31 protein-coding genes and 1 pseudogene are annotated in these 24,813 nt (G+C 73.2%); 8 read left to right on the forward strand and 24 right to left on the reverse strand.

The window, feature by feature from the left end; genetic code table 11:
* Positions 1-95: 95 nt before the first annotated feature.
* From GA0070622_RS31750 to GA0070622_RS31775, 6 genes are read right to left on the reverse strand one after another with little or no spacing between them, the layout of a single operon-like run.
* On the reverse strand, positions 96-1,376 hold the full coding sequence (locus tag GA0070622_RS31750) for a hypothetical protein (protein WP_176710622.1): 1,281 nt from the start codon (positions 1,374-1,376) through the stop codon (positions 96-98).
* On the reverse strand, positions 1,373-1,618 hold the full coding sequence (locus tag GA0070622_RS31755; protein WP_091584416.1) for a hypothetical protein: 246 nt from the start codon (positions 1,616-1,618) through the stop codon (positions 1,373-1,375). Before GA0070622_RS31755 ends, GA0070622_RS31750 begins: the two co-directional genes overlap by 4 nt.
* The gene (locus tag GA0070622_RS31760; protein WP_245667050.1) at positions 1,618-2,139 is read right to left on the reverse strand and encodes a hypothetical protein; all 522 of its coding nucleotides are present in this window, start codon (positions 2,137-2,139) and stop codon (positions 1,618-1,620) included. The genes GA0070622_RS31755 and GA0070622_RS31760 overlap by 1 nt, the downstream gene beginning before the upstream one ends.
* Positions 2,136-2,816: a GGDEF domain-containing protein gene (locus tag GA0070622_RS31765; protein ID WP_245667052.1), complete on the reverse strand. Its 681-nt coding sequence runs from the start codon at positions 2,814-2,816 to the stop codon at positions 2,136-2,138. The genes GA0070622_RS31760 and GA0070622_RS31765 overlap by 4 nt, the downstream gene beginning before the upstream one ends.
* Positions 2,813-3,334 (reverse strand): Lsr2 family DNA-binding protein, encoded by a 522-nt coding sequence (locus GA0070622_RS31770; protein WP_091584421.1) that lies wholly within the window; start codon positions 3,332-3,334, stop codon positions 2,813-2,815. The genes GA0070622_RS31765 and GA0070622_RS31770 overlap by 4 nt, the downstream gene beginning before the upstream one ends.
* Entirely contained in the window at positions 3,331-3,861 is a 531-nt protein-coding gene (locus GA0070622_RS31775; protein WP_245667054.1) for a sigma-70 family RNA polymerase sigma factor, read from the reverse strand. Before GA0070622_RS31775 ends, GA0070622_RS31770 begins: the two co-directional genes overlap by 4 nt.
* A 288-nt stretch (positions 3,862-4,149) precedes the next feature.
* On the opposite strand from GA0070622_RS31775, the gene GA0070622_RS31780 reads away from it, so the two are divergent.
* From GA0070622_RS31780 to GA0070622_RS31790, 3 genes are all read left to right on the forward strand, one after another.
* A complete protein-coding gene (locus GA0070622_RS31780; RefSeq protein WP_245667056.1) occupies positions 4,150-4,944 on the forward strand; it encodes a GntR family transcriptional regulator in 795 nt (264 codons plus the stop codon).
* A 7-nt stretch (positions 4,945-4,951) separates the two neighbouring features.
* Positions 4,952-5,506 (forward strand): GNAT family N-acetyltransferase, encoded by a 555-nt coding sequence (locus GA0070622_RS31785; RefSeq protein WP_176710623.1) that lies wholly within the window; start codon positions 4,952-4,954, stop codon positions 5,504-5,506.
* 68 nt (positions 5,507-5,574) lie between these two features.
* Complete coding sequence (locus GA0070622_RS31790) at positions 5,575-5,805, forward strand: hypothetical protein (protein WP_141684659.1); 231 nt, start codon at positions 5,575-5,577, stop codon at positions 5,803-5,805.
* On the opposite strand, the gene GA0070622_RS31795 is transcribed toward GA0070622_RS31790, so the two are convergent.
* The 3 genes from GA0070622_RS31795 to GA0070622_RS31805 all read right to left on the reverse strand — a co-directional run bounded on the left by GA0070622_RS31795 (position 5,780) and on the right by GA0070622_RS31805 (position 6,962).
* Positions 5,780-6,028, reverse strand: a complete 249-nt coding sequence (locus tag GA0070622_RS31795; RefSeq protein WP_091584438.1) for a hypothetical protein — start codon at positions 6,026-6,028, stop codon at positions 5,780-5,782. The genes GA0070622_RS31790 and GA0070622_RS31795 overlap by 26 nt on opposite strands.
* Before the next feature lie 116 nt (positions 6,029-6,144).
* Complete coding sequence (locus GA0070622_RS31800; protein ID WP_091584441.1) at positions 6,145-6,498, reverse strand: hypothetical protein; 354 nt, start codon at positions 6,496-6,498, stop codon at positions 6,145-6,147.
* On the reverse strand, positions 6,495-6,962 hold the full coding sequence (locus tag GA0070622_RS31805) for a hypothetical protein (protein ID WP_245667058.1): 468 nt from the start codon (positions 6,960-6,962) through the stop codon (positions 6,495-6,497). The genes GA0070622_RS31800 and GA0070622_RS31805 overlap by 4 nt, the downstream gene beginning before the upstream one ends.
* A gap of 123 nt (positions 6,963-7,085) precedes the next feature.
* Here GA0070622_RS31805 and GA0070622_RS31810 point away from each other — a divergent pair, with 123 nt between their 5' ends.
* Positions 7,086-7,553: a hypothetical protein gene (locus GA0070622_RS31810; RefSeq protein ID WP_141684660.1), complete on the forward strand. Its 468-nt coding sequence runs from the start codon at positions 7,086-7,088 to the stop codon at positions 7,551-7,553.
* Between the two features lie 6 nt (positions 7,554-7,559).
* On the opposite strand, the gene GA0070622_RS32270 is transcribed toward GA0070622_RS31810, so the two are convergent.
* From GA0070622_RS32270 to GA0070622_RS31840, 7 genes and pseudogenes are all read right to left on the reverse strand, one after another.
* Positions 7,560-8,237 (reverse strand): hypothetical protein, encoded by a 678-nt coding sequence (locus tag GA0070622_RS32270; RefSeq protein ID WP_141684661.1) that lies wholly within the window; start codon positions 8,235-8,237, stop codon positions 7,560-7,562.
* A complete protein-coding gene (locus GA0070622_RS31820) occupies positions 8,237-9,040 on the reverse strand; it encodes a zinc-ribbon domain-containing protein (protein ID WP_245667060.1) in 804 nt (267 codons plus the stop codon). Before GA0070622_RS31820 ends, GA0070622_RS32270 begins: the two co-directional genes overlap by 1 nt.
* A 51-nt stretch (positions 9,041-9,091) precedes the next feature.
* Positions 9,092-9,436 (reverse strand): annotated as a pseudogene (locus tag GA0070622_RS33755) (zinc-ribbon domain-containing protein); the annotation flags it as partial.
* 336 nt (positions 9,437-9,772) lie between these two features.
* Positions 9,773-10,786, reverse strand: coding sequence for a relaxase/mobilization nuclease domain-containing protein (locus tag GA0070622_RS31825; RefSeq protein WP_176710624.1), 1,014 nt, complete (start codon positions 10,784-10,786; stop codon positions 9,773-9,775).
* A 2-nt stretch (positions 10,787-10,788) separates the two neighbouring features.
* The gene (gene mobC / locus GA0070622_RS31830; RefSeq protein ID WP_091584455.1) at positions 10,789-11,157 is read right to left on the reverse strand and encodes a plasmid mobilization relaxosome protein MobC; all 369 of its coding nucleotides are present in this window, start codon (positions 11,155-11,157) and stop codon (positions 10,789-10,791) included.
* A 750-nt stretch (positions 11,158-11,907) separates the two neighbouring features.
* Positions 11,908-12,285, reverse strand: coding sequence for a hypothetical protein (locus GA0070622_RS31835; protein ID WP_091584459.1), 378 nt, complete (start codon positions 12,283-12,285; stop codon positions 11,908-11,910).
* Between the two features lie 77 nt (positions 12,286-12,362).
* On the reverse strand, positions 12,363-14,069 hold the full coding sequence (locus tag GA0070622_RS31840; protein WP_091584462.1) for a replication-relaxation family protein: 1,707 nt from the start codon (positions 14,067-14,069) through the stop codon (positions 12,363-12,365).
* A gap of 250 nt (positions 14,070-14,319) precedes the next feature.
* On the opposite strand from GA0070622_RS31840, the gene GA0070622_RS31845 reads away from it, so the two are divergent.
* The gene (locus tag GA0070622_RS31845; protein WP_141684663.1) at positions 14,320-14,781 is read left to right on the forward strand and encodes a hypothetical protein; all 462 of its coding nucleotides are present in this window, start codon (positions 14,320-14,322) and stop codon (positions 14,779-14,781) included.
* Positions 14,778-15,311, forward strand: a complete 534-nt coding sequence (locus GA0070622_RS31850; RefSeq protein WP_091584468.1) for a hypothetical protein — start codon at positions 14,778-14,780, stop codon at positions 15,309-15,311. The genes GA0070622_RS31845 and GA0070622_RS31850 overlap by 4 nt, the downstream gene beginning before the upstream one ends.
* A gap of 272 nt (positions 15,312-15,583) precedes the next feature.
* Here GA0070622_RS31850 and GA0070622_RS31855 read toward each other — a convergent pair whose 3' ends face one another.
* Positions 15,584-15,967: a hypothetical protein gene (locus GA0070622_RS31855; RefSeq protein WP_141684664.1), complete on the reverse strand. Its 384-nt coding sequence runs from the start codon at positions 15,965-15,967 to the stop codon at positions 15,584-15,586.
* Between the two features lie 1,335 nt (positions 15,968-17,302).
* Between GA0070622_RS31855 and GA0070622_RS32795 the strand changes: the two genes are divergently transcribed.
* Both GA0070622_RS32795 and GA0070622_RS31860 read left to right on the forward strand, forming a co-directional pair.
* On the forward strand, positions 17,303-17,446 hold the full coding sequence (locus GA0070622_RS32795; protein ID WP_176710625.1) for a hypothetical protein: 144 nt from the start codon (positions 17,303-17,305) through the stop codon (positions 17,444-17,446).
* 38 nt (positions 17,447-17,484) lie between these two features.
* Complete coding sequence (locus tag GA0070622_RS31860) at positions 17,485-18,765, forward strand: asparagine synthase-related protein (protein ID WP_218060653.1); 1,281 nt, start codon at positions 17,485-17,487, stop codon at positions 18,763-18,765.
* Here the strand turns inward: GA0070622_RS31860 and GA0070622_RS31865 are convergent.
* From GA0070622_RS31865 to GA0070622_RS31890, 7 genes are all read right to left on the reverse strand, one after another.
* Positions 18,755-19,603 (reverse strand): GNAT family N-acetyltransferase, encoded by an 849-nt coding sequence (locus GA0070622_RS31865; RefSeq protein ID WP_091584476.1) that lies wholly within the window; start codon positions 19,601-19,603, stop codon positions 18,755-18,757. The genes GA0070622_RS31860 and GA0070622_RS31865 overlap by 11 nt on opposite strands.
* 72 nt (positions 19,604-19,675) lie before the next feature.
* Positions 19,676-20,980: a hypothetical protein gene (locus GA0070622_RS32800; protein WP_091584481.1), complete on the reverse strand. Its 1,305-nt coding sequence runs from the start codon at positions 20,978-20,980 to the stop codon at positions 19,676-19,678.
* Positions 20,977-22,044, reverse strand: coding sequence for a tyrosine-type recombinase/integrase (locus GA0070622_RS31875; RefSeq protein WP_176710626.1), 1,068 nt, complete (start codon positions 22,042-22,044; stop codon positions 20,977-20,979). The genes GA0070622_RS32800 and GA0070622_RS31875 overlap by 4 nt, the downstream gene beginning before the upstream one ends.
* Positions 22,041-22,385: a hypothetical protein gene (locus GA0070622_RS32805; RefSeq protein WP_176710627.1), complete on the reverse strand. Its 345-nt coding sequence runs from the start codon at positions 22,383-22,385 to the stop codon at positions 22,041-22,043. Before GA0070622_RS32805 ends, GA0070622_RS31875 begins: the two co-directional genes overlap by 4 nt.
* A complete protein-coding gene (locus GA0070622_RS31880; protein ID WP_091584489.1) occupies positions 22,382-22,759 on the reverse strand; it encodes a hypothetical protein in 378 nt (125 codons plus the stop codon). Before GA0070622_RS31880 ends, GA0070622_RS32805 begins: the two co-directional genes overlap by 4 nt.
* Positions 22,756-23,409 carry a hypothetical protein gene (locus GA0070622_RS31885; RefSeq protein WP_091584492.1) on the reverse strand — a complete coding sequence of 218 codons (654 nt, stop codon included), beginning with the start codon at positions 23,407-23,409 and terminating at the stop codon, positions 22,756-22,758. Before GA0070622_RS31885 ends, GA0070622_RS31880 begins: the two co-directional genes overlap by 4 nt.
* 101 nt (positions 23,410-23,510) lie before the next feature.
* The gene (locus GA0070622_RS31890; protein WP_091584495.1) at positions 23,511-24,332 is read right to left on the reverse strand and encodes a hypothetical protein; all 822 of its coding nucleotides are present in this window, start codon (positions 24,330-24,332) and stop codon (positions 23,511-23,513) included.
* Positions 24,333-24,813 lie beyond the last annotated feature (481 nt).

Raw genomic sequence — 24,813 nt, forward strand, 5'->3', positions numbered from 1 at the left:
TGTCGGTCGGGTCGTTGACGGCTCGGTCGGGTCGGGGCCGGGGAGCGGCGGTGGGCGGCATCGCCGCTCCCGGGCGCGTCGGTTCGGCGGGCGGGTCAGACCGCCCGCAGTCCGGGTCGCCAGCCGGCGACCAGGGCGGCGGCCTTGGAGGCGCGGGCCTTGTCGCCCTTGCCGCCCATCACGTGCTTGTAGATCGCGTAGCCCGACGGGTCGGCGCTGAGCGCGCCGTCCTCGATGGCCGTCCGGACGTCGACCAGCAGCGTCCGGACGTCGTCCGGAAGACCGCCCGTGCCGGCCGGCGTCAGGCCGTGTTTTCCCCGGTTGATCGCCGTCCGGGCGTCACCGGAACCGGCCGCCGACGGCGGGGTGATGTTGAGGGTGGCCAGCCGCGGGGCGCCCTCCCACGGGCGGGCCGCGGTGACGTAGGAGTCGAACAGACCGATCAGGAACGCCGTCCCGGCGCAGCCGACCGGGCCGATGGAGTGCGGCAGCGCGGTCAGCAGACCCTCCCAGCCGCCGTGCCACCCGCCGACGATGTTCAGCGCCAGCGACAGGCCCAGCGCCGACCACTCGGCGACGCCTGCCTTCCAGTCGACCTCGCCGCCGGACGCGCGCAGCACCGCCCGACCGATGATGATCAGCCCGACGATCGTGATCAGCGCCGGCTCCACCGCCCAGGATGCCCACCACGCGGCGGAGCCGGCGTCGAGGTCGAGCAGCCGCACCACACCGGCCTGCACACCCGTGGTCGACCAGGCGGCGAACGCGGCCAGGACGGGAATGCCGGCCAGCAGCGCGACCTTGCGCACCTTGGCCACCCGCAGCGCCCGCATCTCCGCCGACCCGTCGATCTCCGCCCGGATCCGCGCCCGCTCCCCCGAGCGCTTCGCCCGCCGGTACAGCTCGGCCAGCGCCACGTCCTCGGCCGCGTCGCGGTCGTCCTCACGCCGCTCACGCGCCTCGGTACGCTCCCGCTCCTGGATCCGGGCCAGGGCGATGCGGTGCTCAACGTCGCTCTCGCGCCGCTCCCGCTCGTCCTCCCGCCGCACCTCGACGACCGCGCGGTCCTCCTCCAGCCGCGCCCGCAGCTCCTCGGCCGACCCGGCTCCCCGGCCCGGCTTGCGGCGGCGGGCCACCTCCACCGGCCGGTCCTCGCTCTCGGACTCCGGCTCGATCTCGGTCTCGGGCTGCCGCGCCACCGGCACCACAGCCGGGGCCGGGGCGGGCAGCGTCGCCGCGGGCGGCTCGATGGCGGCCGGCGTGGGCTGCGTGCCGGCCGGCACGAGCAGCTCGCCACGGCGCTCGAACTGCTCGCCCATGTCCAGCGCCCGCCACTGCGACGGCGCCGCGTACGTCAGGTCCACATCGACGCTCACCGCGCCACCTCCAGGTTTCGGGCCGGGGCGGGGATCCGCTCGTCGGCGATCAGCGCCTGCCCGGTGCCGAGCAGCTCCCGGGCGATCTCGTCCTCCGCGCACGACTGGTGGCACGCGGCACCGTTGGCGTCGCGCATCTTCGTGGCGGTGTCGCAGACCCGGCAGGGCAGCGACCGGTCGCGGTCGTAGTGACCCGGACCGGTCCAGTCCAGGTGCACCCGCACCACCAGCAGCCCGGCCATCAGCACACCTCCCCGCGCGCCTGCCGCGCCGCCCGCACCCGGGCCAGCAGTTCCACACCGAGGGGGTTGAGGTCGGCCTCGTCGACGTCCTCGGCGAGGGGGTGCCGGTGGTCGTCAACCCACCGGGCCACCCAGCTCCCGCCGACGGCGGCGGCCACCAGGCCGACCGCGACGGCCGGGGAGTAGAGCAGCACCTGCGGCACCTGCTCGGCGTACTGCGCGAGAGCCCGACCGGTCAGCGCCGCCGCCGGAGCCCCGGTCACCGCCGCACCGGCGGCGACCCGCAGCACCCGCGACCGGGCCGGCGGCGTCGCCGGCGGGGTCGCCGTGCGGCGGGACTCGCGCTCGGCGTCGACCAGACACCGCAGCTCGTCGGCGTACCAGCCCGGCAACGCCGCCACCTCCGCCGCCCGCCGCTGCAGCCCGGCGTCCGTCAGATCCTTCAAGCCCGCCCGGTACCGCGTCAGCGCGGCCGTCAGGTCCGGCAGCGTCATCACGGCCGGCTCGTTCACGGCGGTCATGCGATCGCCCCCAACGCCCTCGTCGCGGCGGCCAGCTCCCGCAGCCGCAGCAGCGGACGCTCCTCGACCTCCGGCAGCCCGCCCAAGGGGTTGTGCTCCACCAGGCCGTCACCACCGCGCAGCTTCGCCTCGTACACGGCGGCGTCGGCCGCGGCCATCACCCGCGCCCGATCCTCACCGGCGGTCGCGTGGATCGCCCCGACGCTGGCCGTCACCGAAACCGAGACGCCAGCGGCGACCTCGATCGGCTCCGCCAGGGCCTGAATGACCTCCGCGCCGAGCAGCCCAGCGATCGGCGCCGGCGACGGACACGCGAGCACGAACTCGTCACCACCGATCCGGGCGACCACCGCACCGTCAATGCCGTCCAGCGGCTCGCGCAGGCGGCGGGCGATCTCCACCAGCAGCCGGTCGCCGGCGGCGTGGCCGTAGGTGTCGTTAACCGGCTTGAACCGGTCCAGGTCTACCAGGACCAGGTCGATCGGCTCGCCGTCCAGCTCGTCGAGCGCCCGGGCCAGGCCAGCCCGGTTCGCCAGGCCGCTCAGTGGATCCGTGGTCGCCTCCCGGCGGGCCTGGACCAGTCGGGACCGCTGCGACCGGGCCACCTGAGCGGCCCACACGTGCCCCGCCAGCGACAGCACGGCAGCGGCCGGGAGCAGCATCTTCAGCGCCCTCACCGGGTCACCTCCGAGCCGGTCGCCGCCGCCCACGCCTGCAGCACATTCCGCGGAATCCGGCCGCGCTCGGCCACCTCGTAGCCGTTGGCCTGCGCCCACTGGCGGATCGCGGCGCGCTGGGCGGTGCCCTTCGGACCGGTGCCCATCTTCTGCCGCAGCGCCGCCAGCTCGGCGGCCAACTCGGCCTCCTTCTCCGCCAGGCGCAGCGTCGCGGCGGCCAGCTCGGCCTCCAGCCGGCCGGTCAGCTCCTCAACCAGGCCACTGATCTTCTCGGCGAGCTGACGGGTCCGGGCGGCCTCGCTGCCCTGAGCCAGGGTCAGCAACTGCTCCAGCGTGCGCGGCGGCCGGGCCGCCGGGCCGCTCGGAACCTCGGTACGTGCCGGAGCGGCGCCGGGACCAGCGATGACCCGGATGCCCATCGGCACCCGCTGCGTCGGAGCGGCCGGCTTGCCCTGGGCGGCGCGCAGCAGCGCTGCCCGGTCGGTGCCGTTGGTCGGCGTAATCGTCGGAGCGCTCATGCCGGCATCACCACCCCGACCGGGAGCAGGCCGCGCAGGGCCCGCAGGGCCTTGTGCTGGATGGCCTTGATCGCCGCCGGGGTCCTGCCCATCGCCTGGGCGGTCTCGTCGATCGACAGCTCCCGCAGGTACCGCAGGATGATGCACTGCCGCTGCGGGGCGCTGAGCTGGTCGACGCCGGCCAGGAGGGCTTCGTGGGTCAGGCGGTCCATCGCCGTCTTCGCCGGGTCGGGCACCTGGCCGGACTCGGCCTCGTCGCGGTGCTCGGCGACGGGCACCTCGAAACGGGACTCGTGGTGGTTGAGGATGAGGTTCCGGGCGATCGTGGTAATCCAGGCGCCGAAGTCGCCGCCCGGCCGGCGGAACGCGTCGAGGTTGCGCAGTGCTCGCAGGAATGTCTCCGAGGTCAGATCCTCGGCCGCCTGGCGATCGCGCACCCGCTGCGACACGAACTGGAACACCTGGTCGACGTACCGGTCGTAGACCAGGCCGAACGCCTCCGCGTCACCGGCCTGAGCCCGCGCCACCAGCGCCGACACCTCGCCGGCCGTCGATCTGAAGGGAGCCTGCGCCGGATCGGCCGGGGCAGGGCTTACCCTCGTTGATGGCATCTGTTCCTCCTTGCGAGTCGGGATGGATGCCGTCCCGGGGCTCGGTGGGGGGCAATCCCACCGAGCCCTCTTGCCTATGCAGGCGCACCGCAAGGTCTATTACGTACTCATTGACCAGACAATGCGCTTGGTGTTGATGGTGCTACTGAGCACCAAGAGACGTCAAGGGGTTCGAGCAACATTGACTAGACAATGTTCGGCCGCGTGAGCGAGACTCAGAACGTGGAGACCTTCAGGGGCAGGTCAGTGCCGGCATACCAACGGATCGCCACGGCGATCCGCGACAAGATCGTGTCGGGTGAGCTTGCCGGAGGCGAGCAGTTGCCGACCGAGCTTGAACTCGCCGAGCAGTGGGGCGTGGCCCGGCAGACAGTCCGCAACGGCATCGCCGTGCTGGTGTCCGAAGGGCTTGTGGTGGCGAAACGCCCCCTCGGGCACTTCGTACGCAAGCGGGAGAACATGCTGTATCGCCCACAGGGTGAGTCTCGCGATCAGCCGGTGAGCCCCGAGATGGACCGCTTCTACCAGCAGATCACCGAGGAGGGGAGGGTCCCCAGCCAGACGATCGACGTCTCCCTAGTTCAGGCAACACCGGACATCGCTCAGCGCCTCCGGGTCGATCCAGGGACCGTCGTGGTGGCTCGTCGGCGGGTCCGCTACATCAACGGTGAGCCGATCAACATCAACGACTCTCACTTCCCGCTGGACATCGTCAAGGACTCCGAGGTCATGTTGCCTGCCGACGTCGCACGGGGCACGAATCAGGTCCTCGCCGATCTTGGCTATCCGCAGGATCGCGCCATCGACGAGATCTACACCCGCATGCCCACACCTGAGCAGATCCACCGCTTGGGCCTAGGGCCAGGAACGCCGGTAGCGGTGCACTACGTGACTGGCTACGTGGCCGACGGCACGCCGGTGAGGTGCACCGTTAACGTGCTGCCGAGTGATCAACATGTCATTGTGTTCGAGCGTAAGTTCGAGCGGACCTGGAGCTGAGCCGACCTTGACCTTGACCATCCGGCCCGCTGAGGATCAGGACGAGTTCGAGATCGCCATGGGCCTGCTCACGCAGCGCATCCAGTGGTTACGCGATCGCGGCTCGGATCAGTGGGCGACGTGGGAGAGGTGGCGTACCAAGCTCGGCCCATCACTTTCCGCTGGCGACATCTGGATTCTCTGGGATGACGATGAGCCGATCGGCACAGTCACCCTTGAAATGACCGGCGACCCCGACTTCTGGACTCCTGAGGAGCTGGCCGAGCCGGCGGCCTACGTCTCAAAGCTGGCAGTGCGCCTCGACCGCGCCGGCCAAGAGCTCGGCGCTCTCCTGCTTGCGTGGGCAGGCGACTACGCCTTCCAACGCGGGTGTCGGTACGTCCGCTTGGACGCCTGGAAGACCAACGAACAGTTGCACGCCTATTACCTCTCGCGTGGATGGACGCACCTGCGTACATCCACGGATCCTCAAAGGCGCTCTGGAGCGCTGTTTCAGCGCACTGCCGCACCGATGGGCAAGCAGCCGGTAGAGCTGCGAACGGCTGCCTCAAGGCAAGGGTGAGCAGCTCCGACGATGACCAGGGGCCGAGAATCCGCAGGGGATACGGTGGCGGCGCAACAAGCGTTCTGATGACGCGACTGCCTGTCGGCGACGTGGATCGCTTCCATCTGCGTGTCGAGACGCGGGTGCCGACGCAGTCCGAGTCGCGTGATCTGGCCATGGAAGGCGGCACCACGGTGTTCGAGCTGTGGCGCGTGCTCTACCGAACTGGCGCACCGGCAGAGGTCGCGGTGGCGGTGGTGCCGGGAGATCGCGCGATCTTCGAGGCCGACCTCACTGGCTGGGCGGGGGCGGACTGACCGCGTCGACGGCGTCCAGGCCGTGCTCGACGTACTCACGGATCAGGTCGGGTGGTGTGATGCCGCGGCGTTGGGCTTCGGCGAACAGCCGCTCGGTGAGCTGCAGGGACATGCTGACTGTGTGCCCGACGGTGGCATCGTTTCGGGGCGGCGTGGTGTCGATCTCGGCGGTGGACCAGTCCCGGTTGTTCAGGGCGGCCTGCGCGTCGTCGAGTCTGCTCATGACGGATGCTCCGTAGGAAGTCGAAACCCCGGCGGCGTACCCGCGAGGGGCAGGGGCGACCGGGGTCTTCACGGGAAGCGTACCGAGTCAGGGAGGGTCTGGGCGGGCGGCTGTTGCTAGTCGGTGGCCTTGGGGTGTCCGGTGCCGGCGTGTTTGATCCAGCAGGTGCGGGTGTCGTGGTCGACCAGGTACCAGACGCGGCCGCCGGCGGTGACTTCGTACTGCCATTGCGGCAGCGTGTCGCCGTTGTGCACGCCGGCGGCGAGGGATCCTTTGAGCGGGTGTTGGCGGCTGGTGGGTGGGGCGGGGCAGGGGGTGGCTTCGATGGCGTCGAACGCGGCGCGGGTGTTGGCCGCGGCTTGGCGGCAGAGTTCTTCCCAGCCCTTGGCCGCGTCGTTGGTGGCGAAGCGCAGGGTGTAGCCGCCGGGGCGTGGTGGCGGTGCGGCCCGGTCGCCGCGCTTGGCGCTCACTCGCCGTCCGGGCGGGTGACCGGCCCGAAGTCGCCCGCGCTGGGTGCCGTCAGGACCCGGTGCAGGTCGGGGTCGGCGTGGACCTCGGCGGTGTGGCGCCACTCGGCGAGCAGCTGTGACAGCGCTGCGGTGCTGCCCACCGCGGCGGCGGCCTCGGCGGTGGCGATGAACTGGTCGGCCATCTGCTGGGCGTCGGCGGGCGGGAGGAACCGCACCCAGGGCAGCACGGTCGGCAGCGCCTCGCGCACCAGTGCGGGGTCACGGCGGACCAGGCTGGCCAGCAGCCGGGCGGTCAGGTCCACCACCTCGCCCTCGGCCTCGGCCCGGTCGGCGGACATCAGCACCAGGTCCGCGGCGTCACGGCGGCGCAGCCGCACCGCCCGGGCGCGGGCCAGCCGCTCGGCGGTCTCCGCCGGCTGGCGCAGCAGTTCGGAGAACGGCACGGACTCCAACGGCATCGACATGACATCAACACTACTTCAGAAGTAGGCGGTCGGGCCAGCAAACGTCGGAGAGTTCCCGGGGCTCCCCACACCCGCTGACCAGGCGAGAGGCGGTAGGCGCTTGTCGGTCGTTGAAGGGACATGATGAGCGATCGGCCGGCGAGTGAGTGGCATCAACCTCAGCGGTTCTACGAGGCGCTGGGCCGCACAATGGCGGCTCTGGACGTCAGCCGCGCGCTGGAGGGGGCCACCGAGCTGCGCTGGTGGAGCGCGGATCACACGTGGAAGATCGAGTGGCGGGAGGGGCCGTACCCGTATGAGGTGGCGGCTCGGCTGTGGCAGGACGCGTCCGCGGCCGAGAGCACGGTTGCTCTCGCGGTGGGCGGCCTGATCAGGCTCGACCCGCCAACGGGCAGCCCGAATTACACGTTGATGCGCGTCATGAACGTGCCGGTGCTGCTCAGGGCGCTGGAACCGACCGGTGCCGACGAGATAGCCCGCCGGATGAGACAGCAACTGGTCGAGCTGGTGTCGGCCATGCAGGACCGATCGCCGAGGCCAGGGCCGTCACCGCACCAGGCGAAGGCTGCGGCGGACCCCGTCAGCGGTTGATCAGGGCTACGACGCCGCCTGAGCGGGCGTGGGTAGCCACAGCTGGAAACGGGCGTGCTCGGCCAGGCCGGCGACGTCGTCGACGGGCCGGTCGTGACGTCGCAGCGTGGCCAGCCGCTGGCCGGCGAGGCGTTCCAGGGCGGCGCGGATCGCGGGTGCGGGGTGGCCGGTGCTCTCGGCGAGGCGGGTCAGCGTGGTGTCGGTGGTGGCGCCGCTGAAGGTGACGAGCAGGGCCACCGCGGCGGCGGATGTGGCGTCGTCGAGGGCGGCCTGGTGCGGGTCGTCAAACGTCGCCGGCGGGGTGTGGTGGCGCTCGGGGAGCGGTTCTTCGCCGAGGGCGAGCAGCACGCCGTTGAGGGCGGCGCGGATCCGGTGGCGGTCCCATGGGTGGCGGCCGGCGTACAGCTGGTCGGCGAGTTCGGCGAGGGTGGTCTCCCACTGCGCGGCGGTGCGGGGCGGGCGGGGCCGGATGGTCCGCTCGACGACGCGCTGCGCGGGTACGGTGCGGATCCGGCCGGCGTCGACGTCGGCCTGGTGGCGGCGCTGGGCGGTGCGCAGCTCGTAGGCGCGTTGCCGGCAGGACCGGTCGCAGTAACGCTTCTTGCGGCCCGTGGGCGGCTGGACGATCGTGTTGCCGCACCATCCGCACGGCGTTTCGATCTCTCGTTCGGTGTCAGCCGCCATCAGGCGGTGGCCTTGCGTCTGGCGTCGCGGAGGAACTGTTTCGCGTAGGAGGTCGACGCGCCGGTGAGCGCCGCCAGGAGGCCGCCCAGCTGCGGGCTGTGAAGTGGGACGCCCTGGGTCAGCAGCGCTGCCAGGGTCGTCTCCAGCCGGTCCCGTTTAGAGGTTGGCGGCCGTCCGGGCGGCGTCGGTAGCCACGCGGCCAGGTCGGGGTTCGTGGAGTACAGCGCCCGTTGCTCCACCGGCGGCGGGGTCTGCCGTGGCACCGGCGTCGGCACACCTTCGGCGGGCGGCAGCGTGCGGCCGGTGGCGGCCAGGGCCTCGGCGACCCGGTGGCCGAGCGCTTCGGGATCTTCCTGGGCGTGCGTGGTGATGGTGATGCCACCGACGGGCGGCAGGCCCTGTTCCCGGATCCGGATCACGAGGTACCCGGCGGTCTCCATCTGCTGGGTCAGCCGCCTGTCACGGTCGACCGAGAACTGGTGGGTCAGCTCGTCGTACTCCACGACGATGCGGTGCTCGGCGTCGACCAGGTCGCGCAGCCCGCGTACCGGTGGCGCCGCCGAGGGATGCCCGACGTAGCGCAGGCCGGTCACCGCGGCGACGGCGGCGAGCACGCTGCCCTCGCGGTCCCCGCGCGTCGCGTAGCAGGCCGGACACCCTCGGCCGCGCGTACGGTCGCAGACCTTCTGCTGCCAGGTGTGGCCCTGCGCGCAGCGCCACCACACCGTTCGGGCCGACCGCGCGGACAACGTCTGCGGGTCCAGGTCACCGTTGAGGTCCACCGCCCACTGCCGCATGAGCATCGGCGCGGCCTCGGACAGTCGCGGCGCCGGCCGCCGTCCACCCGCGCACGTCGGGCAGCCGCGTCCACGCAGCGCCCGCACATCGACCCGGGCATCCCACACGTGGCCGGCCCGGCACCGCCACCACACCCGCGCCGTTGCCCCACATCGCAGCTGCGCTGGGTCAAGCCCGGGGTTGAGATCGGCCGCCCACTCGGTCAGCAGATCGGGCCGGCCAACGCTCAGGACAGGATGACGGACGCGGGGACAGCGGCCACAACGGCCAGGAGCGGTGGCCTTGCTCGACACCATCGCCTGCCAGACATGCCCCGCCGAGCAGCGCCACCACACCCGCGCGCGAGAGCGGACCGAGACGGTCATCGGATCGAGGCCTGCGTTGAGATCGTGCGCCCACATGGCCAGCAACTCGGGCACACTCGCCACCGCCACGCGCAAGCCGCCACCGGTGCGGCCAGAGCTCACGAGAACGGCGGGGCGTTGAACGGAACTCACATTGCCAGCATGCCTGGTTGACCCGCCACGGCCCAACGGCGCAGCTGGCCGCCCGTCGCGCAGGGGCGGGGTGGCGGACGCCGGACACACCACGGCGGTCGACCCGGTCAGCGTCCGACACGGCCCGGAGCCGGGTCGAAAGTCTGCCTTTTCCTCCAACTTGCTCCGGCGGCCTGGCAGGGGAGTAGTGGCCCATCCTGGTCGGGCGTTACCACCCGTTGCCACCCGCTGCTGGCCTGGTCAGCGGCCGGGTTGGCGGCGTTGGTGTTGGTGGTCGTTGCGCCACTGGCCGAGCCGGATCCGCAGCACGGTGAGGAGTTCCTCGGCGTCGCCGCGGGTGACCACCGGCACCTTGGGTGGTGCGGCGAAGCCTTGCCGGGCGGTGGTGGCCGGATCCGGGCGGGTACGTTGCCGGCCGCCGTCGGGGAGGGTCTGGTCGTGGCGGCCATCGACGCGCTCGCCGTGCAGTTCGGCGCGGACACGCGGCCACGACAGCGCCCGGTCGACCTGGCTGGCCTTGAGCCACACCTGCTCGCCGCCGGCGTCGACCCAGCCGAGGAGGCTGACCCGGTATCCGATGACCGTGCCGTCGCGGGTCGTCGACGCGGCGAACAGCACGCCGCGGGCGGCGAGCTGGTGCTCCCATCCGGCGCGGCCGGCGCCGGCCGCGGCGGTGCGGGCGGCGTGCATGGCCTCGCGGAGCTGGACCCGCTGCGGCGTCTGGCCGAGCCGGGCCGCTCGGGCGCGTTCCCCGGCCGTGGTGGTGGCGTACCGGCCGGTGCGGCGGTCCTGCGTCAGCGCGGTGAGGTCGTGGTCGCGTTCGAGCTGGCGGCAGGAGCGCATCGAGCGGGCGTAGTCGTGGCTGTCGCGCCACAACCGGCCGTGTGCGTCGATGCGGCAGGCGACGATGTGGATGTGGTCGTCGCCGTGGCGTACCGCGACCCACGGGTGTCCGGCCAGGCCCATCGTCTCGATGTGCTGGGCGGCGATCGCGGCCCACTGGTTGTCGTCGAGCAGCGGGTCCTGCGGTGCGGTACGCAGGGAGCAGTGCCAGACCGGCCGGGTGATGTCGGGCCGGCGCGAGGCGTAGAACGTCATGTCGGCTGCCCAGGTGTGCCACTGGCGGGGGTCGTCGAGTAGCGCGCCGTCGCCGGTGATCGTGCGCGGGTCGGCGTGTTCCTCGCGGCGGCCCTGCCCGTAGAGGTAGCGGGCCAGGCCCGTGAAGTTCGCCCCCTTGCGGATCTTCCCGATCACCGTCAGCGCCGGCCGGTTCGCGACGCCGCGCGGATCTCGGCGACCGCCGCGCGGACCTCGGCGTACACCGCGGCGGCTTCCCGCTCGGCCGGGTACCGGCGCTGCGTGTTCGCCCACCGGGCAAGCTGGTTGAGGTTGTTCCCGGCCCGCACCAGCGCGGCGTAGGCGTCGACGTCGACCTGGCGCTGCGGCCCGGCCGCCGTCGACGCGCCGGGCGTACGGGCGAGCAGCTCGTTGACGACCGCGCGGACCCACGCGCCGAGTTCGCGGCGGCCGGTCGCCTCCCGCGCTGCCGTCCAGGTGGCGTGCTCGCCCGGGCTCAGCCGCACCCGCACGTCGCGGGTACGTCGTACCGGACCGCCACGCACCATGACCGTTGCACCCCGTTCCCGCCGGCCGTTCCTGACCGTTCCGGAACGATCAGGCTGTTCCCGCGAACGGTGCCCGGCGGGCGTTAGCGGCAGCGCTACCGCAACGGGGGTTGGCGGGAACGGCCCGCAGGGGAACGGGGCCGGGTTGTTCCGCGGCAGCGAGCGCAGCGAGCGGCCGGGAAAGCGGGGGAGGGCGCGGCGGCTGGCAGGCCGGCAAGCGTCCCTGCCGGCATAGCTCGCTGCCCCGGCTGAGCTGCCCCGGTGGCCAGGGAGGGCGTCCAGGCCGCGATGGGCAACGGTCCCGCCGGGAGCTTCCACTCGTCGTTCCGCAGGTCGTTCCGCGGAACGTTCCGCAGGTCATTCCGAAACTGGTTGCTGGCGGTGGTCGTGTTGGCGCAGGCCGGCCCGGGTGGCAACGGGGTTGGTGGCGGGTCGACACGTTCAGCGCGCTCCCGCCGGTCGCGGCGGCGGCGCGCTGACGATCGAGCGACCGTGGAGTTGGGCCAGGGCGGTTACCGGTCACGGGTGTGCCGCCCTGGCGACGATGTGACGCCTCTGCGCAGCGCGTGCGACCCGCTCGACCCGCCGCCGGTGGGTGACGCGAGCGCGGGCCGGCGGCTGGGCTGGGTGGCGTCACTGACGTTGCGCGGGGCCCGAGAATGCAAGGGGGTGTGTCCCGTGTAAGTGGACATCGAGGCCGGGGCGCGGTGTCCGTGATTCCGTGGAATGCCTCCGCGACGGTGGCGGTCGTCAGGTCGGTGATGCCTGGGTGTGTCGGGTGCTCGCCGTGCCGTGCAGCGGTGGGTGGTGGGTGACGGCGCCGCAGTGGCAGGTCCAGGTGTGGTGGCCGCGGTGGGTGTGCGGGGGCGGGCACGGACAGGGTGTCCAGCCGACCTGTCCGCCGGGCTCGCCGGCGGGGTGCCGGCCCGCTCCGGAGCAGCGCGCGGGGGCGGGGGCGACGAACCGGATGCCGCCGGCGCGGGTGACGCGGACATGGTGGGCGAGGTTGTCGCAGTGTGGGCAGGTCGGCGCCGGACCGCTGGTGGTGGGCCGGATCCGGCCGTGGTCGGGGCAGGTCCAGTCGCCGGCGAGCAGCGTCGGTGTCAGCCGGCCCCAGTCCACGCTCACGCGGGTTGACGTTAGCGGCCTGGTAGCGCCCTGGTAACGCCTCCGCTGGGCTGGTAGCGGCTCTCTGGTAGCGCCGGTCATCTAGTGGCCGGGCGGGGTGGGGGCACGGTGGCCTTGCTGCCGGCGGCGAGGCGGCCGCGGATGGCGCTCAGCCGCTGGCCGAGGGTCGGCACGCGGTCGCGGTCGGTGTACGGGATGGGGGTGCCGGCGTGGCAGTGGGGGCAGTGCTCGCCGGCGTACCAGTCGGGTCCGGTGGGGTCGGGGCGGGGGTAGGCGATCGCGCAGGTGCCGCAGATGATCAGGTGCTCGCGGTCGTGCTCGGCGCCGACCTGCGCGGGGTCGGTGCGGCGGCGGGCCCGCCAGCCCAGCCGGTCCCAGACGGCGGCGACGTGGTCGTCGCGCACGGCCCGGTAGTCCTCGATCGCCGCCTCCTGGACGCGCTCCTGGGTGTGCGCGGGTGGCTGGCGCAGCCGGTCGAGTTCGTAGTCGGCGAGCAGCCGGCCGGTCTGCAGGGCGGCCGCGGCGGCACGCAGCCTCGGATGGTCGTGGCCGGCGGCGGCGAGCAGCTGCTCGGCCTGCCGCGTCCACTCCGCGGCGTGCCGGTCGACCAGCACGGCGCGGGCGCGGGCGGTCAGGGTCGGGTCGTCGCGGTCGGCCCACCAGGCCAGGAGCGCGTCGACAACGTCCGCGTCGTCGTCGAGACGTTCGTGGCGGGTGGCCGGCGGCCAATGCTGTAGCAGCTGCCCGGCGGCGGGGTCGTCCAGGAGCCGGGCGACGTCGGCGGCGGCGTCGCAGATCTCGTGCAACGCGTCGACGCGGTCGCGGCGGGCCGCCTGCGCGGCGGCCTGGTCGTGGTGCTGTTGCGCGCGGGCCTGCGCGGCGATCCGCCCTGCCAGGAGCTCGGGCAGGCTGGCGCGGGTGGCGGCCTCCCCGGGCAGCAGCCACACCGGCGCGTCGACCACCGCGGCGGCCGGATCGCGGACCAGACCGCACGCGGCGACCACCAAGGCGCGGGCGTCGGCGATGTCCCGGCCGGCCTGCCCGCCGTAGACCAGGCCGGCGCTACGACTGGCGGCGGCGAGCTGCCGGCCGGCGGCGGCGAGGAACGTGGCGGCGCGGGCCTGCGTGGTGGTCAGCAGCAGCAGCGGCGGGCAGTGCGGCCACCGGCCCTCCCACGCCCGATCTTCGGCGTAGGCGAGGTAGCGGGTCACCTTTTCCCGCAGCACCACCTGCGACATGGTGGCGAGGTCGATCTCCACAAACGCGGCTGCGGTGCCGACCACGCCGGCGTGGTCGGCGTCGACGAGCAGCACCGCGTCCGGGGTCAGCCGCCGCAGCCGCGCGCCCCAGCTCGGTCGGGTGCTCTCCCACTCCTGCCAGCCCGCCCGGTCCGACCACCACTCCCGCAGCGCCAGGCCGGCGGCCGGGCCGTGGTCGCGCACCGCGAGCCACGCCTCGCCGATCGCCGCGGCGTGCGCGACGTGCAGCCCGGAGGGCTTCTGCCGGCCGGGCGCGGCCGCGGTCCCGGCCACGAGGCGGGCGCCGGCGATGCGCAGCCACCAGTGCCGCGGCGCGGACCCGGCTTCCCGGCCGGGGCGCACGGCGTCGACCAGGCCGGCGCCGCGTAGCCGGTCCAGGCGGTGGCGGACCGTGCGGACCGGCGCGCCGGTGGCCCGGGCCAGCTGGTCGGTGGTCAGCACGCGGTGGGCGTCGAGCAGGACCAGCAGTTCGTGCGACGGGCCGCCGGAGGTCCGCAGCCGCTGCACGAACGCCCGATCTGACACGGCTGCGCTTGCCTCCCCCGCGATATCGCTGCCTATGGCCCGCTTCCGGTGACACAGACAGTGTCAGTCGCCTGTCGAGTCGAATCTGTCACAGGCGGCCTGACCAGCGCTGTGAGCGGGGCCGGGGTTGCCGTTCGGGTCCGAAGCAAACGGCAACCCGACAGTCTGGCCGGCGGGCGATGAGGCCGCCCGGATTAGCGACTCCCCGTGTCTATGCCTGCACGCAAAGCATCGGGCATCATGCATGCCCATGGGACTTCTGGACTCGCTGCGTAAACGCCGTGCCGTCAAGGAACTCGAACTGAACCGATGGGCCAACCACACCGCGTTGATGGAGATCGCCGCGGGGCTCTCCGTTGCGGTGATGCGGTGTCACGACGACACCTGGCAGTTCGTTGAGCGTTACGCCTCCGGCCGTGATCACTGGAGGTCTCCTGACCCGGTGAGGATGTCGGATCGCGAGGATTCGATGGTGGAGGTACGGCTGTCTGGACCTCAACTGGCCATGGCCATTGAAGCGCTGGCCCACGTCGCCGACATCCCGTACATGCGGGGTTACCACACGGCGGAGTCCCGAGCTATCGCCAAGAGGCTGTACGTCGAGATCCGCGACGTCCTGACGCAGTACGACGCGGCTGACCCTGGCGCCGCCGTTGCGGCCATCGTCCTCGATGACCAGATCGGCACGGCGCCCAGTGGCGGTGGCCGGTGACGGCGGCGGCCGATGAGGAGCGGCCCCGGTACGGCTACGGCCGGGGCGGGCGGCCGTTGTGGTCGTCGCGGGACCGTGACGCGGAGGCGCTGCGGCGCGTACTGCGTCGGGCGGGTCTGCGGGACGTCGACGAGCGGCACCTGGACGGCTTCGCCGTCGAGGGTGCCAACGCCAGCATGGACGGGCCGGAGCCGTTCAGCGTCGCCTACTGCGGCACCTCCGACGTGCCGCAGACGGTGACCGGCTACCGGACGGTGTTGGAGCGGGCCGGCTACCATGTCGACGCGGATCCGCTCGGCGAGCACGTGCTGCTGGTGCCGCGACAACCCGCCCAGGCGGCGGCGCCGTCGGAGCGGCGGCTGATGGCGGCGGCCGTGGTGTGCGCGGTGGTGGCCGCCGTGGCGCTGCTCGCCTCCTGGATCGGATCCGGAGCGGTGCGCCTGGCCGGCGGCGTCGGCTCGGCCGTGCTCGGCGTGGCCACGGTGCTCCTGGCCGCCCAGTGGTACCGGCGGCGGGCGAACCTGGACTGAGCGACTGGCCGTCGTCCTTCGCCGGGAGGTGAGGATTTCCGGGGTAGATGTGAGGATCTGTGGTCCGCGGCGTTCTGCCACCCCACAGGCTTCGCGCGCGCGTTTTTGTGGTGCGTACGTGCACACCGCCGCCGTGCGCTACCAAGCGGCGGTGCCGCACAGCGGTGTCTGCGCAGCTCAGAGCACGCCTCGCGGTTTTCATTCTGAGATTCGGTGCGCGTGGCTACCGTCGTCGGTGCCGCCGGTAGCCGACGCCGCGATCCGGACTTCCTCTACCCCTGCGTGAGGGTGAGGGCTGCCCAGACCTGGCTGGTGCCGATCGGGTCGATGGCGCGCAGGTTCACCGGTACGTCGAGCACGACCAGGTGCGCGCGCTGGTGCCCGCCCGGACCGGGCGAGATCAGGCCGCGCACCGCGTGGTCGCCGTGGTCGTCGTCGACGCTGGGCTCCTGCGCCCCCAGCAGCCGCGCGGCGACCTCGGCCGGGAAGGGGCCACCCTGCCACTCGATCTCCCAGGTCCGGCCGCTGTTGCCGGGCCACCAGTCGAGATGAGTGGAGCCGTTGAGCGCGCTGCTCTCGCGCAGAGCCGTCAAGACCCGTCCCAGCACCTCGTAGTAGCGCGCCGGGTTCTCCCGCAGGGGGTGCACTTCCGTCATGGCCTGCTCAACGACTCGGGCCGGGGTCAGGTCCGGCCCTGACACCCGGTGATCCTGCCGATGATCGTGGCGGCCACCGGCTGATCCGCACGGTCACCAGCTGGCGCTCCCCCACGCCCTGGGGAGAGTTTCCGTCGCCTGGGCGTGGGGGCGACCGTTCAGTGACAGCCTGAAGAACGCAGGTCAGCGCACTGAGAGTGACGGTCCGCCGTGGGGTCGGATCTCCCAGACCCGTACGCCGGAAACTTCACCTCCCCGGCGGTCCCGCCCGGTCGGGGCCGTGGGGGTCACCCCCCTGCCCCCGCGTACGGCGTGTGCGGAAACTCGTCAGCGTGTGAGCTGCCCTACCGCTGCGTCTCGGCCCCCTGAGCTTGCAGGGATTGGACCGGCCCTCCCCGTGGGAGGGGCCCAGGGGGTGGATCAGCAACAGCCGCGTACCCCGACCCTACCCGGCACCCTTCCCGAGCTACCGCGACGGCTGTTCGTGCTGGTGATCGCCGTTTCGCGGGCACACCTGTCCCGTGGTGACGTCGATCGGATCAGCATCACGATCACCTGATCGAACAGTGATGCGATCAGTGATCCGATCAGCGTCATGTTGCTGTTTCGTCGGTGATTCGTCGGTGATCAGTCGCTGTTTCGTCGGTGATCGGCGGGCGGGCACGAGCAGACTCCGGGCGGGGCGGGCAGTCCTCTGTTGCCCGTCCCGCCCCGGAAATCCGAATCCTGCAGTCAGCGGATTGGCCAGTCGCCGTCGGAGCGGCGCGATGTGCTGGTCGCGCGGGGTCCAGCTGGCAGCTGAGTCGCGTAGCGCGGGATCCAACCGGTTGCTAGGTCGCGCTGGCGCTCGCCGTGACCTCAGGTCGTGCGCGGCGGCGAGCAACGGGGTCTCCCTCACGTGGTGCTGGCGGCGCGGTGTCCGGCTGGCGGCCGGGTCGCGCTGGGTGCGGCGGTCCGGCTGGCGGCCGGTCGCGCATGGTGGCCCGATCATGCACGGCGGCCGGCGGGCCTGCAAGCAGGCGTAACGGTGCGGCGTTTCCCCTGCCCGACCCGTTCCCGTCCCGACCCGGGGATCTGACTTCCGAAGGCTGCCTACCTGCCGGACCGGCCGGTTTCCGGCCGGTCCCGATAGGAGACCGGCCGGGGCAAGGTTGTCTTGCCCCGCCCGGACTGCGGTTCGCACGTCTTCTGGGTTCGCACGTTACTTGGCGCCGGATTCGCGGCCAGTGGTCCTCGCGGACCGGGTCGACTTGCCCGGCCGCGTTATCAGCTTCACACAGCGAAGCCTCCGCGCTACTTTCTGCTGATCGTTGGTGGTCGATGGGGAGGTCTGTGATGTCGGCGAAGAGCAACCCGGGTGACGGCACCCACGGGCGGGGCACCAAGGGCAGCAAGGCCCTGGCCGGTGAGACCGCCCGGGGGCCGGTGGGGTTCCTGGCGGACCTGGCGCGGGGGCTGCGGGGCCTGCTGCGCGGGTGAGGCAGCTTCGCCCCGCGTTCCGGGGCCCGTCAGGCCGGGTGGACGTCGACCCCCTGGTCGTGGCGGACCCGGACGCGCGGGTGGCCTGCGGCGAGCTGGCCCGGTTGTTCACCGGAGTCGGGGTGACCGGCGAGTTCCCGACCGGGAGCTGGTGGCAGGGCGTGGAGTTGGTGTGGCCCGCGCCGACGGCCCGCCCGGCCGGCGGGCCGCTGCGCGAGGTGTTCACCCGGGCGGTGGCCGAGATGTGCGGTGACGCGACGGTGGTCGGGGTGAACTTCTCCGGCGGTCTGGACTCCCTCGCGGTGCTGGTGGCGGTGTGCCGGCTGGTCCCGGCGCGACCGGTGGTGGCGTTCACCGTGGACCTGGTCGACGACGACGGCGCGAGCACCGCGGCGGTGGCCGCCGCGCTGATCGCCGCCCTGCGGCTGCCGGCCCGCTTGGTGGTGGTCGACCCTGATGCGGCTGGTCCCGCACCGCCGTGGTCGCCGCTGGGCCCGAGGTTCGACGCGCTGCCGCACCTGAACGCCCGGGTCAACGCCGCGGCGGCGGACGCCGGTTGTGGGGTGCTGCTGTCGGGCAACGGCGCCGACGAGCTGCTGGCGGCCGGGTCGTTCGCCTCGGCCGAGGTCACCGGCCGGTGGGGTATACGCGGGGCCCGCCGCTATGTGGTCGACCTGGCGCGCACCGAGGCGGGTTGGCCCGGTGAGGTGGCGGCGGTCGCGGCCCGGGCGCTGCCGGCCGGGTGGTCGGCGGCGGCGTACTGGGCGGCGAACTGGCCGCGGCTGTGCCGGCCAACCGTGTCGCCGGTGCTGGCGGCCGGCCACCGGACCCAGGCGCGGGCCTGGGCGGCGGGGTGGGTACGCGAGCAGGTCGCTGGCCATGCGCGGGCAGGCAGGTCGTGGGCGCAGGCCGATCGGGTCGACACGTTCTGGCCGCGCGGGTTCAGCCCCGCCGCCGGGGTCGTGCCGGAGGGCTCGCCGTTTCTGCATCCGGATCTGGTCGCCGCCGGCCTGGCGGTGCCGGTCGCTTCGCGCTACGACCCTCACCCCGCGCACGCCTACCACCGGATCAAGCCCCTGGTCGTCAGGTTGTTCCCGGCCGAGATGCGGGCCGGGTTGCCGACGGTGAAGCGGTACTACGCCGCCGCGCTGGCCCGCGCGGTCGCCGGTCCGCTGGCCGCGCCAACGGCCGTGCGAGCGGGGTTGCTCGACGCCGCTGCGGTCACGTCCTGCACGGACACGGCGACCCGACTGACGGTGGCGGCGGTGGAGACCTGGCTCGCCGGCGCGGTCGCGCGCGGCTATCGGGTCAGCGGGTGAGCTGGTAGGACCACAGCCGGTCCACCTCGACGAACCCGACCCGCTTGTACAGGGCGTTCGCGGCAACCCGGGACCGCTCCGGATCGTCGTCGGGGGCGTCGTCGTCGACGTAGAGGATGACCTCCCGGGCGCCGAGTCCGGCCAGCAGGTCCAGGGCCGACCCGAGCAGCCGCAGCCCCAGCCCCTCGCCCCGGGCCACGGGCTGCACGCCGATCCACCAGAGCACGCCGATCCCGTCGACCGGTTCGCCGATGGTCGCCTCGGCCACCACCTGGCCGTCCCGCTGGACCTGCAGCACGCGGCGGTCCTCGTCGCAGCTGGTCCGGTACGAGCAGGTCGGCAGGCTGGGGGCGGGCAGGTCCCGGCGCATGTACCGCCACAGGTCGCTGCCGGTGAAACCCCGGTCGAGCAGGGCGGCGTGGGTGGCCGACCGGTGCCGTACCGGCAGGGCCTCCAGGCCCAGGCCCAGCGCCGTGGCGAAGGAGAACGCCTCCACCGTCGGGCAGCCGGCCAGGCCGGCGAGCGCGTGGTCGAGCAGCCGCCGCACGGCCGAGGGATCCTCCCGGGCGTGCAGCCACAGGATCACTCCGGCGCCGTCGCGCGACCGCCGGGCGTAGGCGACCGCGCCGGCCGGCGCTCCGTCGGCGTCGCGCAGCACCTCGGTGCGCAGGTCGGTCAACTCGGCCCACCACGCCGAGTCCACCGGTGACGTGCCGTCGATCGCGGCCTGCAGGCGCCCCACGGTGCACGCCGGTTGACCGGGCAGCCGGTCGGCGTTGACCAGGTCGACCAGCTCCGGCGTGGCGGTGGTGACGGGTGTCAGCAGCGACGTGGCCACGGGTGACCTCCTTCTCTGGGTGCCCGTTGGGTCAACGACCATCATCGGTCCAGCGGCGGGCCGCCGGCGCTGTCACGGGTGGAGTCGGCGCAGCAGCGTGCCGCCGTCGGTGTGCTCGCGCAGGTAGTCAGCGAGCGCCGCCAGGGCGGCGCCGGGCCGCGGCGGTTGCTCGGGTCGCCGCCGGGTGAGGACGGTCCCGCGGCGCTTCGGCGCGGGGCCCCGGCGCTTCAGGGGTGCGCCGACGGCGGTGGCGTGCAGCTTCTTCACGGTGGCGTCGATGGCGTGGATGCCGGTCTCCCCGCGCAGGGTCAATGGTGGCTCGTCCCAGGCGTCGGTGTCGCTGGGCGGTTGCAGGCCGGTCAGCGGGTCGGCCTTGGTGATGGCGGCGTGGTAGACGCCCAGCGCGGCGGCGGCGTAGGCGCGGGCGGCCCGCTCGGCGCGTCCGGCAAGGTCGGTGACGTGGGCGTGGGCGAGCTTGGCGCGTTGCCGGCCGGTTTCCTGCCACAGCTCGTGCACGGCGGCGGTCTGCTCGACCACCGCGGCCGGCAGGACAGCCGAGGGCGTCGGCGGCTCGGCGGTGGCCTCGCTCTCGGCCGTCAGGTGCAGTTCGCGCGCGGCGGCCCAGGCTTTGACCAGCGCCTGGTAGAGCCTCCAGTGCTGGTGGAGGAGTTCGTCGGCGCGCGCCGGCCACGGTTCGGCGTCGACGCCGTCGGGGTGCGGGGCGACGACGGTGGGGTACGCGGCGGTGTGGGCGGCGTGCTGGTTGCGGTAGAAGTCGCGGCCCCGCTCGGTGATGCGGTAGCCGTCCGGGCATTCCTCGGCCAGCGGCGGTATGTGCCGCTCGATCAGCACGTGCTCGATCGTCGTGGAGTAGTTCCAGGTCAACGGCTTGCCGCGTTGGTCGGCGGTCCACAGCAGCGCCAGGACCTCCCACGCGCGCAGGCTGAGCCCGACCTTGGGTTTTGCCCCGGTGGTCAGGGAGGTGCCGGCGCGGGCGGCGGCCCGGCCGGCCCGGGTCAGCGCGACGGTGTGCATCACCCCGAGCGCGGTGCCGCGGGTGTTGCGGGTGATCAGTCCTCGGCTGGCCAGGGCGGCCATGGTGGAGCCGTTGCCCTGGTTGTCCCACCCGAACAGCTCCAGCTGCTGCTGCAGGGTGGTGATGCCGACCAGCCGGCGGTCGGAGGGCTCGTGCGCGAAGTCGATGCGCCGCCACTCGACCGCCGGGGTGCCGTCGAACTTGCCGAGGGACGCGTCGCGGCGCCGGATGGCCTCCTTCTGCTGGTCGAGCAGGTAGATCGCGCGCAGGGTGCCCTGCTGGCGGTCGTTGAGTTCCGTCCAGGCGGTCAGCGCCACCGGGGTGCGCGCCTTGGCGGTCATGCCGTCTCCTCGTCGGGTGATTCCGGGGAATGCTCGTCGCCGGCGGCGGTGAGGTACGCGGCGAGGGTGTAGGCCGGCGCCCGGTCGAGGCGCTGCCCGCCGTGGTCGTAGCGGCGGGTGGTGCGGGCGTCGGCGTGCCCGAGTTGCTCCTGGACGTCTTCCAGGCGGGCGCCGGCGTCGCGGGCCAGGGTGGCGCAGGTGTGGCGCAGCACGTGGGGGCTCATCTTGACCGGGATCTTCGCCGTGGTGGCCAGGCGGCGCAGCAGCCGCCACACCGCGCCCCGGTCGACCCGGGCGCCGCTGGCCGTGGCCACCAGGGGCCGGCGTGGCCGGGCCCCGGCCTGCCCGGGGAGCACCGGCATCCGGGCCTCGGTCAGGTCGGGTCGGCCGGCGAGGTAGGCGTCCAGTCGGCGGGTGACCGGGGCCGGCAACGCGACCAGGTGCTCACCGCCGCCCTTGGCGGTGAAGCGCAGGACGCGGTGGTTGCGGTTGTGGCCGAGCTGCTCGACGTCGGCCCCGACGAGCTCTCCCACGCGCAGCCCGCCATAGAGCAGCAGAGCGACGATCGCCGCGGTGCGGGCGGCCTGGGGGCCGGTGTCGGCGTCGGCGGCGGCGAGCAGCGCCTCGGCCTGGGCGCGGGACAGCCCGGGAGTGCTCGGCCGGGTCGGGTCGGTCTTCGGCTTCTGCTTGGGGTTGATCGCGGCGGGGTTGGCCCGGTCGGTGCGGTCCTCGGCGATCAACCAGGAGTAGAACGCCGACACGGCGGCGAGGCGACGGGCCCGGGTCGCCGCCGACGCGCGGCCGGTGGCCTCCTGGGCGCGAAGCCAGGCGTTGGTGTGCACCCGGCGGGCCTCGGTGAGCGGGTCGACGCCGGAGACGGCGAGGAAGGTCAGCCAGTGCCGCAGGTCCCGCTGGTAGGCGTCGCGGGTGTGCGGCGAGGCGTAGGAGACCAGCCACTCGCGCAGCAGCTCCTCCAGGACGTCGCCGGCGGCACCCCCCACGGTGGGGAGCCCACCGTGGGGGGCCGGGACGGCGGGCAGCACCTCGCCGGACAGGACGGTCACCGGATCCTCCGGTCGCGTTGCTCGGCGCGCAGGCACGCCGGGTGCCAGCGGGCGTACCGGAAGCCGCCGTCGTCGACGGTCGGCACCGGCAACGCGTCGTGCAGCGGCACGTACTGGCCGCAGCCGGCCCGCCCGCACCGGTTGGCCGGGTCGGCCCGGTCCGCGGCGTCGACGTCGTCGTCGACGGGCGGCAGCTCGGCGTCGAGGTAGACGGTGACGCCGTTACCGGAGCGGCGCGGCCGGGCCGGGCTCTCCCGCGTGACGGTGAGCGCCCGGCCGATAGCGAGGGTGGCGGCGTCAGCCTGGTCGACGTCGTCGGCGACGATCCGCACCCTGATCACGGTCCGGCCACCAAGTCGACGAACGCCTCCGTTCGCGCGTACTTCACGGTGGTGCTGTGCCCGTCCCAGCCGACCGGGTGGGCGGGCAGGTGCCACGACACCTGGCCGGTGGGCAGCTCCAGGTAGACCACTACCGGGCGGGGGTCGGTCGGGTCGTGGCCGACGCCGGCCGGGACGCCGGCCTCGTGGGCCAGCGCGAGGGCGGTCCAGATCAGGGCGTTGCGCCGCGCGTAGGCGGCGGTGATCTCCGGGGTGTCCGGTCCGGTGTGGCCACGCCGAGACGGGTCGAGCGCGGCGATCGCGGCCAGGGTGCTGGCGAGGCGGGCCCGGGCTTCGCGGGCCAGCCTGGTGCTGGCGTCGACGGGAGCGCTCACTTCGGGTCGTCCTCGGCGAGCTGGGCGGCCTCTCGGTCGGTGAGGTCGTTGCGCAGGTTCGTGAGCCGCTCGGCGCTGTAGTTCAGCCGCATCGCCTCGATGCCCAGCCGTGCCCGGATGCCGGCGTCGGTGACCCATTGCGCCACCGTCTCCGGCGTACCGTCCTCTCGCGCTGGGGTGTCGGGCAGTAGGTCGGCCATCCACCGCAGCAGCTCCACCAGCGCGGTCAGGGTGGTCTCGACGTCGCCGGCGCCCAGGGCGTTCTGGGCTCGCTCGTACGGCTGGTAGGCCACGGTCCAGGCCGGCGCGGGCTGGCCCTCGGCGACGACGACCGCGGCAAGCTGGACGCCGGGCGTCAGCCGACCGTACGAGCGGACCTGGCCGTCGCCGTCGACGACGTCGACCGGATCGGGGTCCAGCAGGGTGACGCCGGCGGCGGTGTGCGCGGTGTGCGTCGGGCCGGCCGGCAGGTTCGGATCGACGTGCACGGTCCAGGCGACACTGACCGGGGTGTCGGCCGGCAGCGCCGCCATCAGTGCGGCCAACTCTCCCGCCGTTTCGAACTCGCGAGGCATGCGGGCCAGCACGTCGGTCACCGCCCTGGCTGCGGCCTGCTGCTGGTCGGCGAGGGTCTGCCTGTCGATGGTCATGCGGTGCGTCCTCCTGTGCGCTGAGAGATGATCGGGTGCGCGGGCCGGGACCATTACCGGTGGTCCCGGCCCGCGCCAACCCCGGGCGAGCTGCGGGGCGGTCAGTCCCGCAGCCCGGTCGCGGCGGCCCGGACCGTGGCCAGCCACCCGGCGGGGTCGCGGGGCGGGGTGGACATGCCCGAGGTGATCCGTCGGATCGCCTCCTGGTGGCTGGGGTACCCGACCGCGGCGAGCTGCTCGTCGTCGCGCAGGACCAGGGCGACGGCGAGGGTCTCGCTGGTCGACCATGCCTGGTATCGGCCGCCGTGCGACTGCACGTACCGGACCCGCGCCACGGTCTCCTTGCCGAACGTGTCGGTGACCTTGGGCAGCGCCTCGTCCATCACCTGGTCGCGGTGCTCTCGCTCGTCCTGCGCCCGCCGGTACGCCTCGACCTCGGCGGCCAGCCGCCGGCAGCCCTCGGCGTGCCCGTCCTCGTTGTCCGACGGGTAGCCGTTGTACGGGCCGCGGTCGGTGATGCTCTGCCCGCAGCCACGGGGGCCGCCGCAGGTGAAGAACACGTACCGGTCGTAGCTGTAGCTGGAGACGGGTCCGGCGACCAGCTCGAACGCCCGCTCCCGCTGGACGTAGTCCTCGGACCACTCGATCTCCAGCAGGTCGGCGATCTCGTCCCACGAGGAACCCTCGCCGCGCAGTCCCTTGGCGAACGTGTACGCCTGCTGCTGCGCCAGGCGGGCCACGGACAGCGCGGCCTGCAGGCCGGCGAGGGGCTGCGGCTCGGGAAAGCCGTAGTCCGACTCCGGCCGGATCTTGCGGGTGGTCATCTGCCCGGCCGGGACCGCCGCCTTGACCGCGCGGTCGACGAACTGCCGGACGGCCGCCATGTCCACCGTCTTCTCGGTGGTGCTGGTGTTGGTGCTCACACGTGCCTCCTGGGGTTGGTAACGGGCCTGACGGTACGGATCGGGTGTGACGTTTTCGTGCCTCGATAAGATCACTTATGGAGGCATCATCTGTTGATCTTGCGGAAGGCGATTCCGCGGAATGACGCCGGCTACTCGGCGAGGTCGGCGGCGAGCCGGTCCCGCCACGCCTGCAACTGCTTCATGCTCAGGGTGAGGCTCACCGTGCGGGTGCCGTCGCCGACTTCCAGGCTGAAGCCGCGCTCGTACTCGAAGTCGGACCAGTCGATGTACCGCTCGTCGTTCTCCTGGGCCAGTAGGCGCCGGGCGCGTCGGCGAAGTCGTCAGCGGTGATGGTGGCGGTCAGCGCGTCGTACAGCTCCGCATCTGGGTGGGGTTGAGGTCGAAGCTCACCGCGTCGGCGCCGTCGCCGATCTCCAGGTTCCGGCCGCCGTCGGAGGTCCGCAGCGACCAGTCCAGGTATCCGGCCTCGTCGCCGTCA

The organism is Micromonospora sediminicola, assembly GCF_900089585.1.
Lineage (GTDB): Bacteria > Actinomycetota > Actinomycetes > Mycobacteriales > Micromonosporaceae > Micromonospora > Micromonospora sediminicola.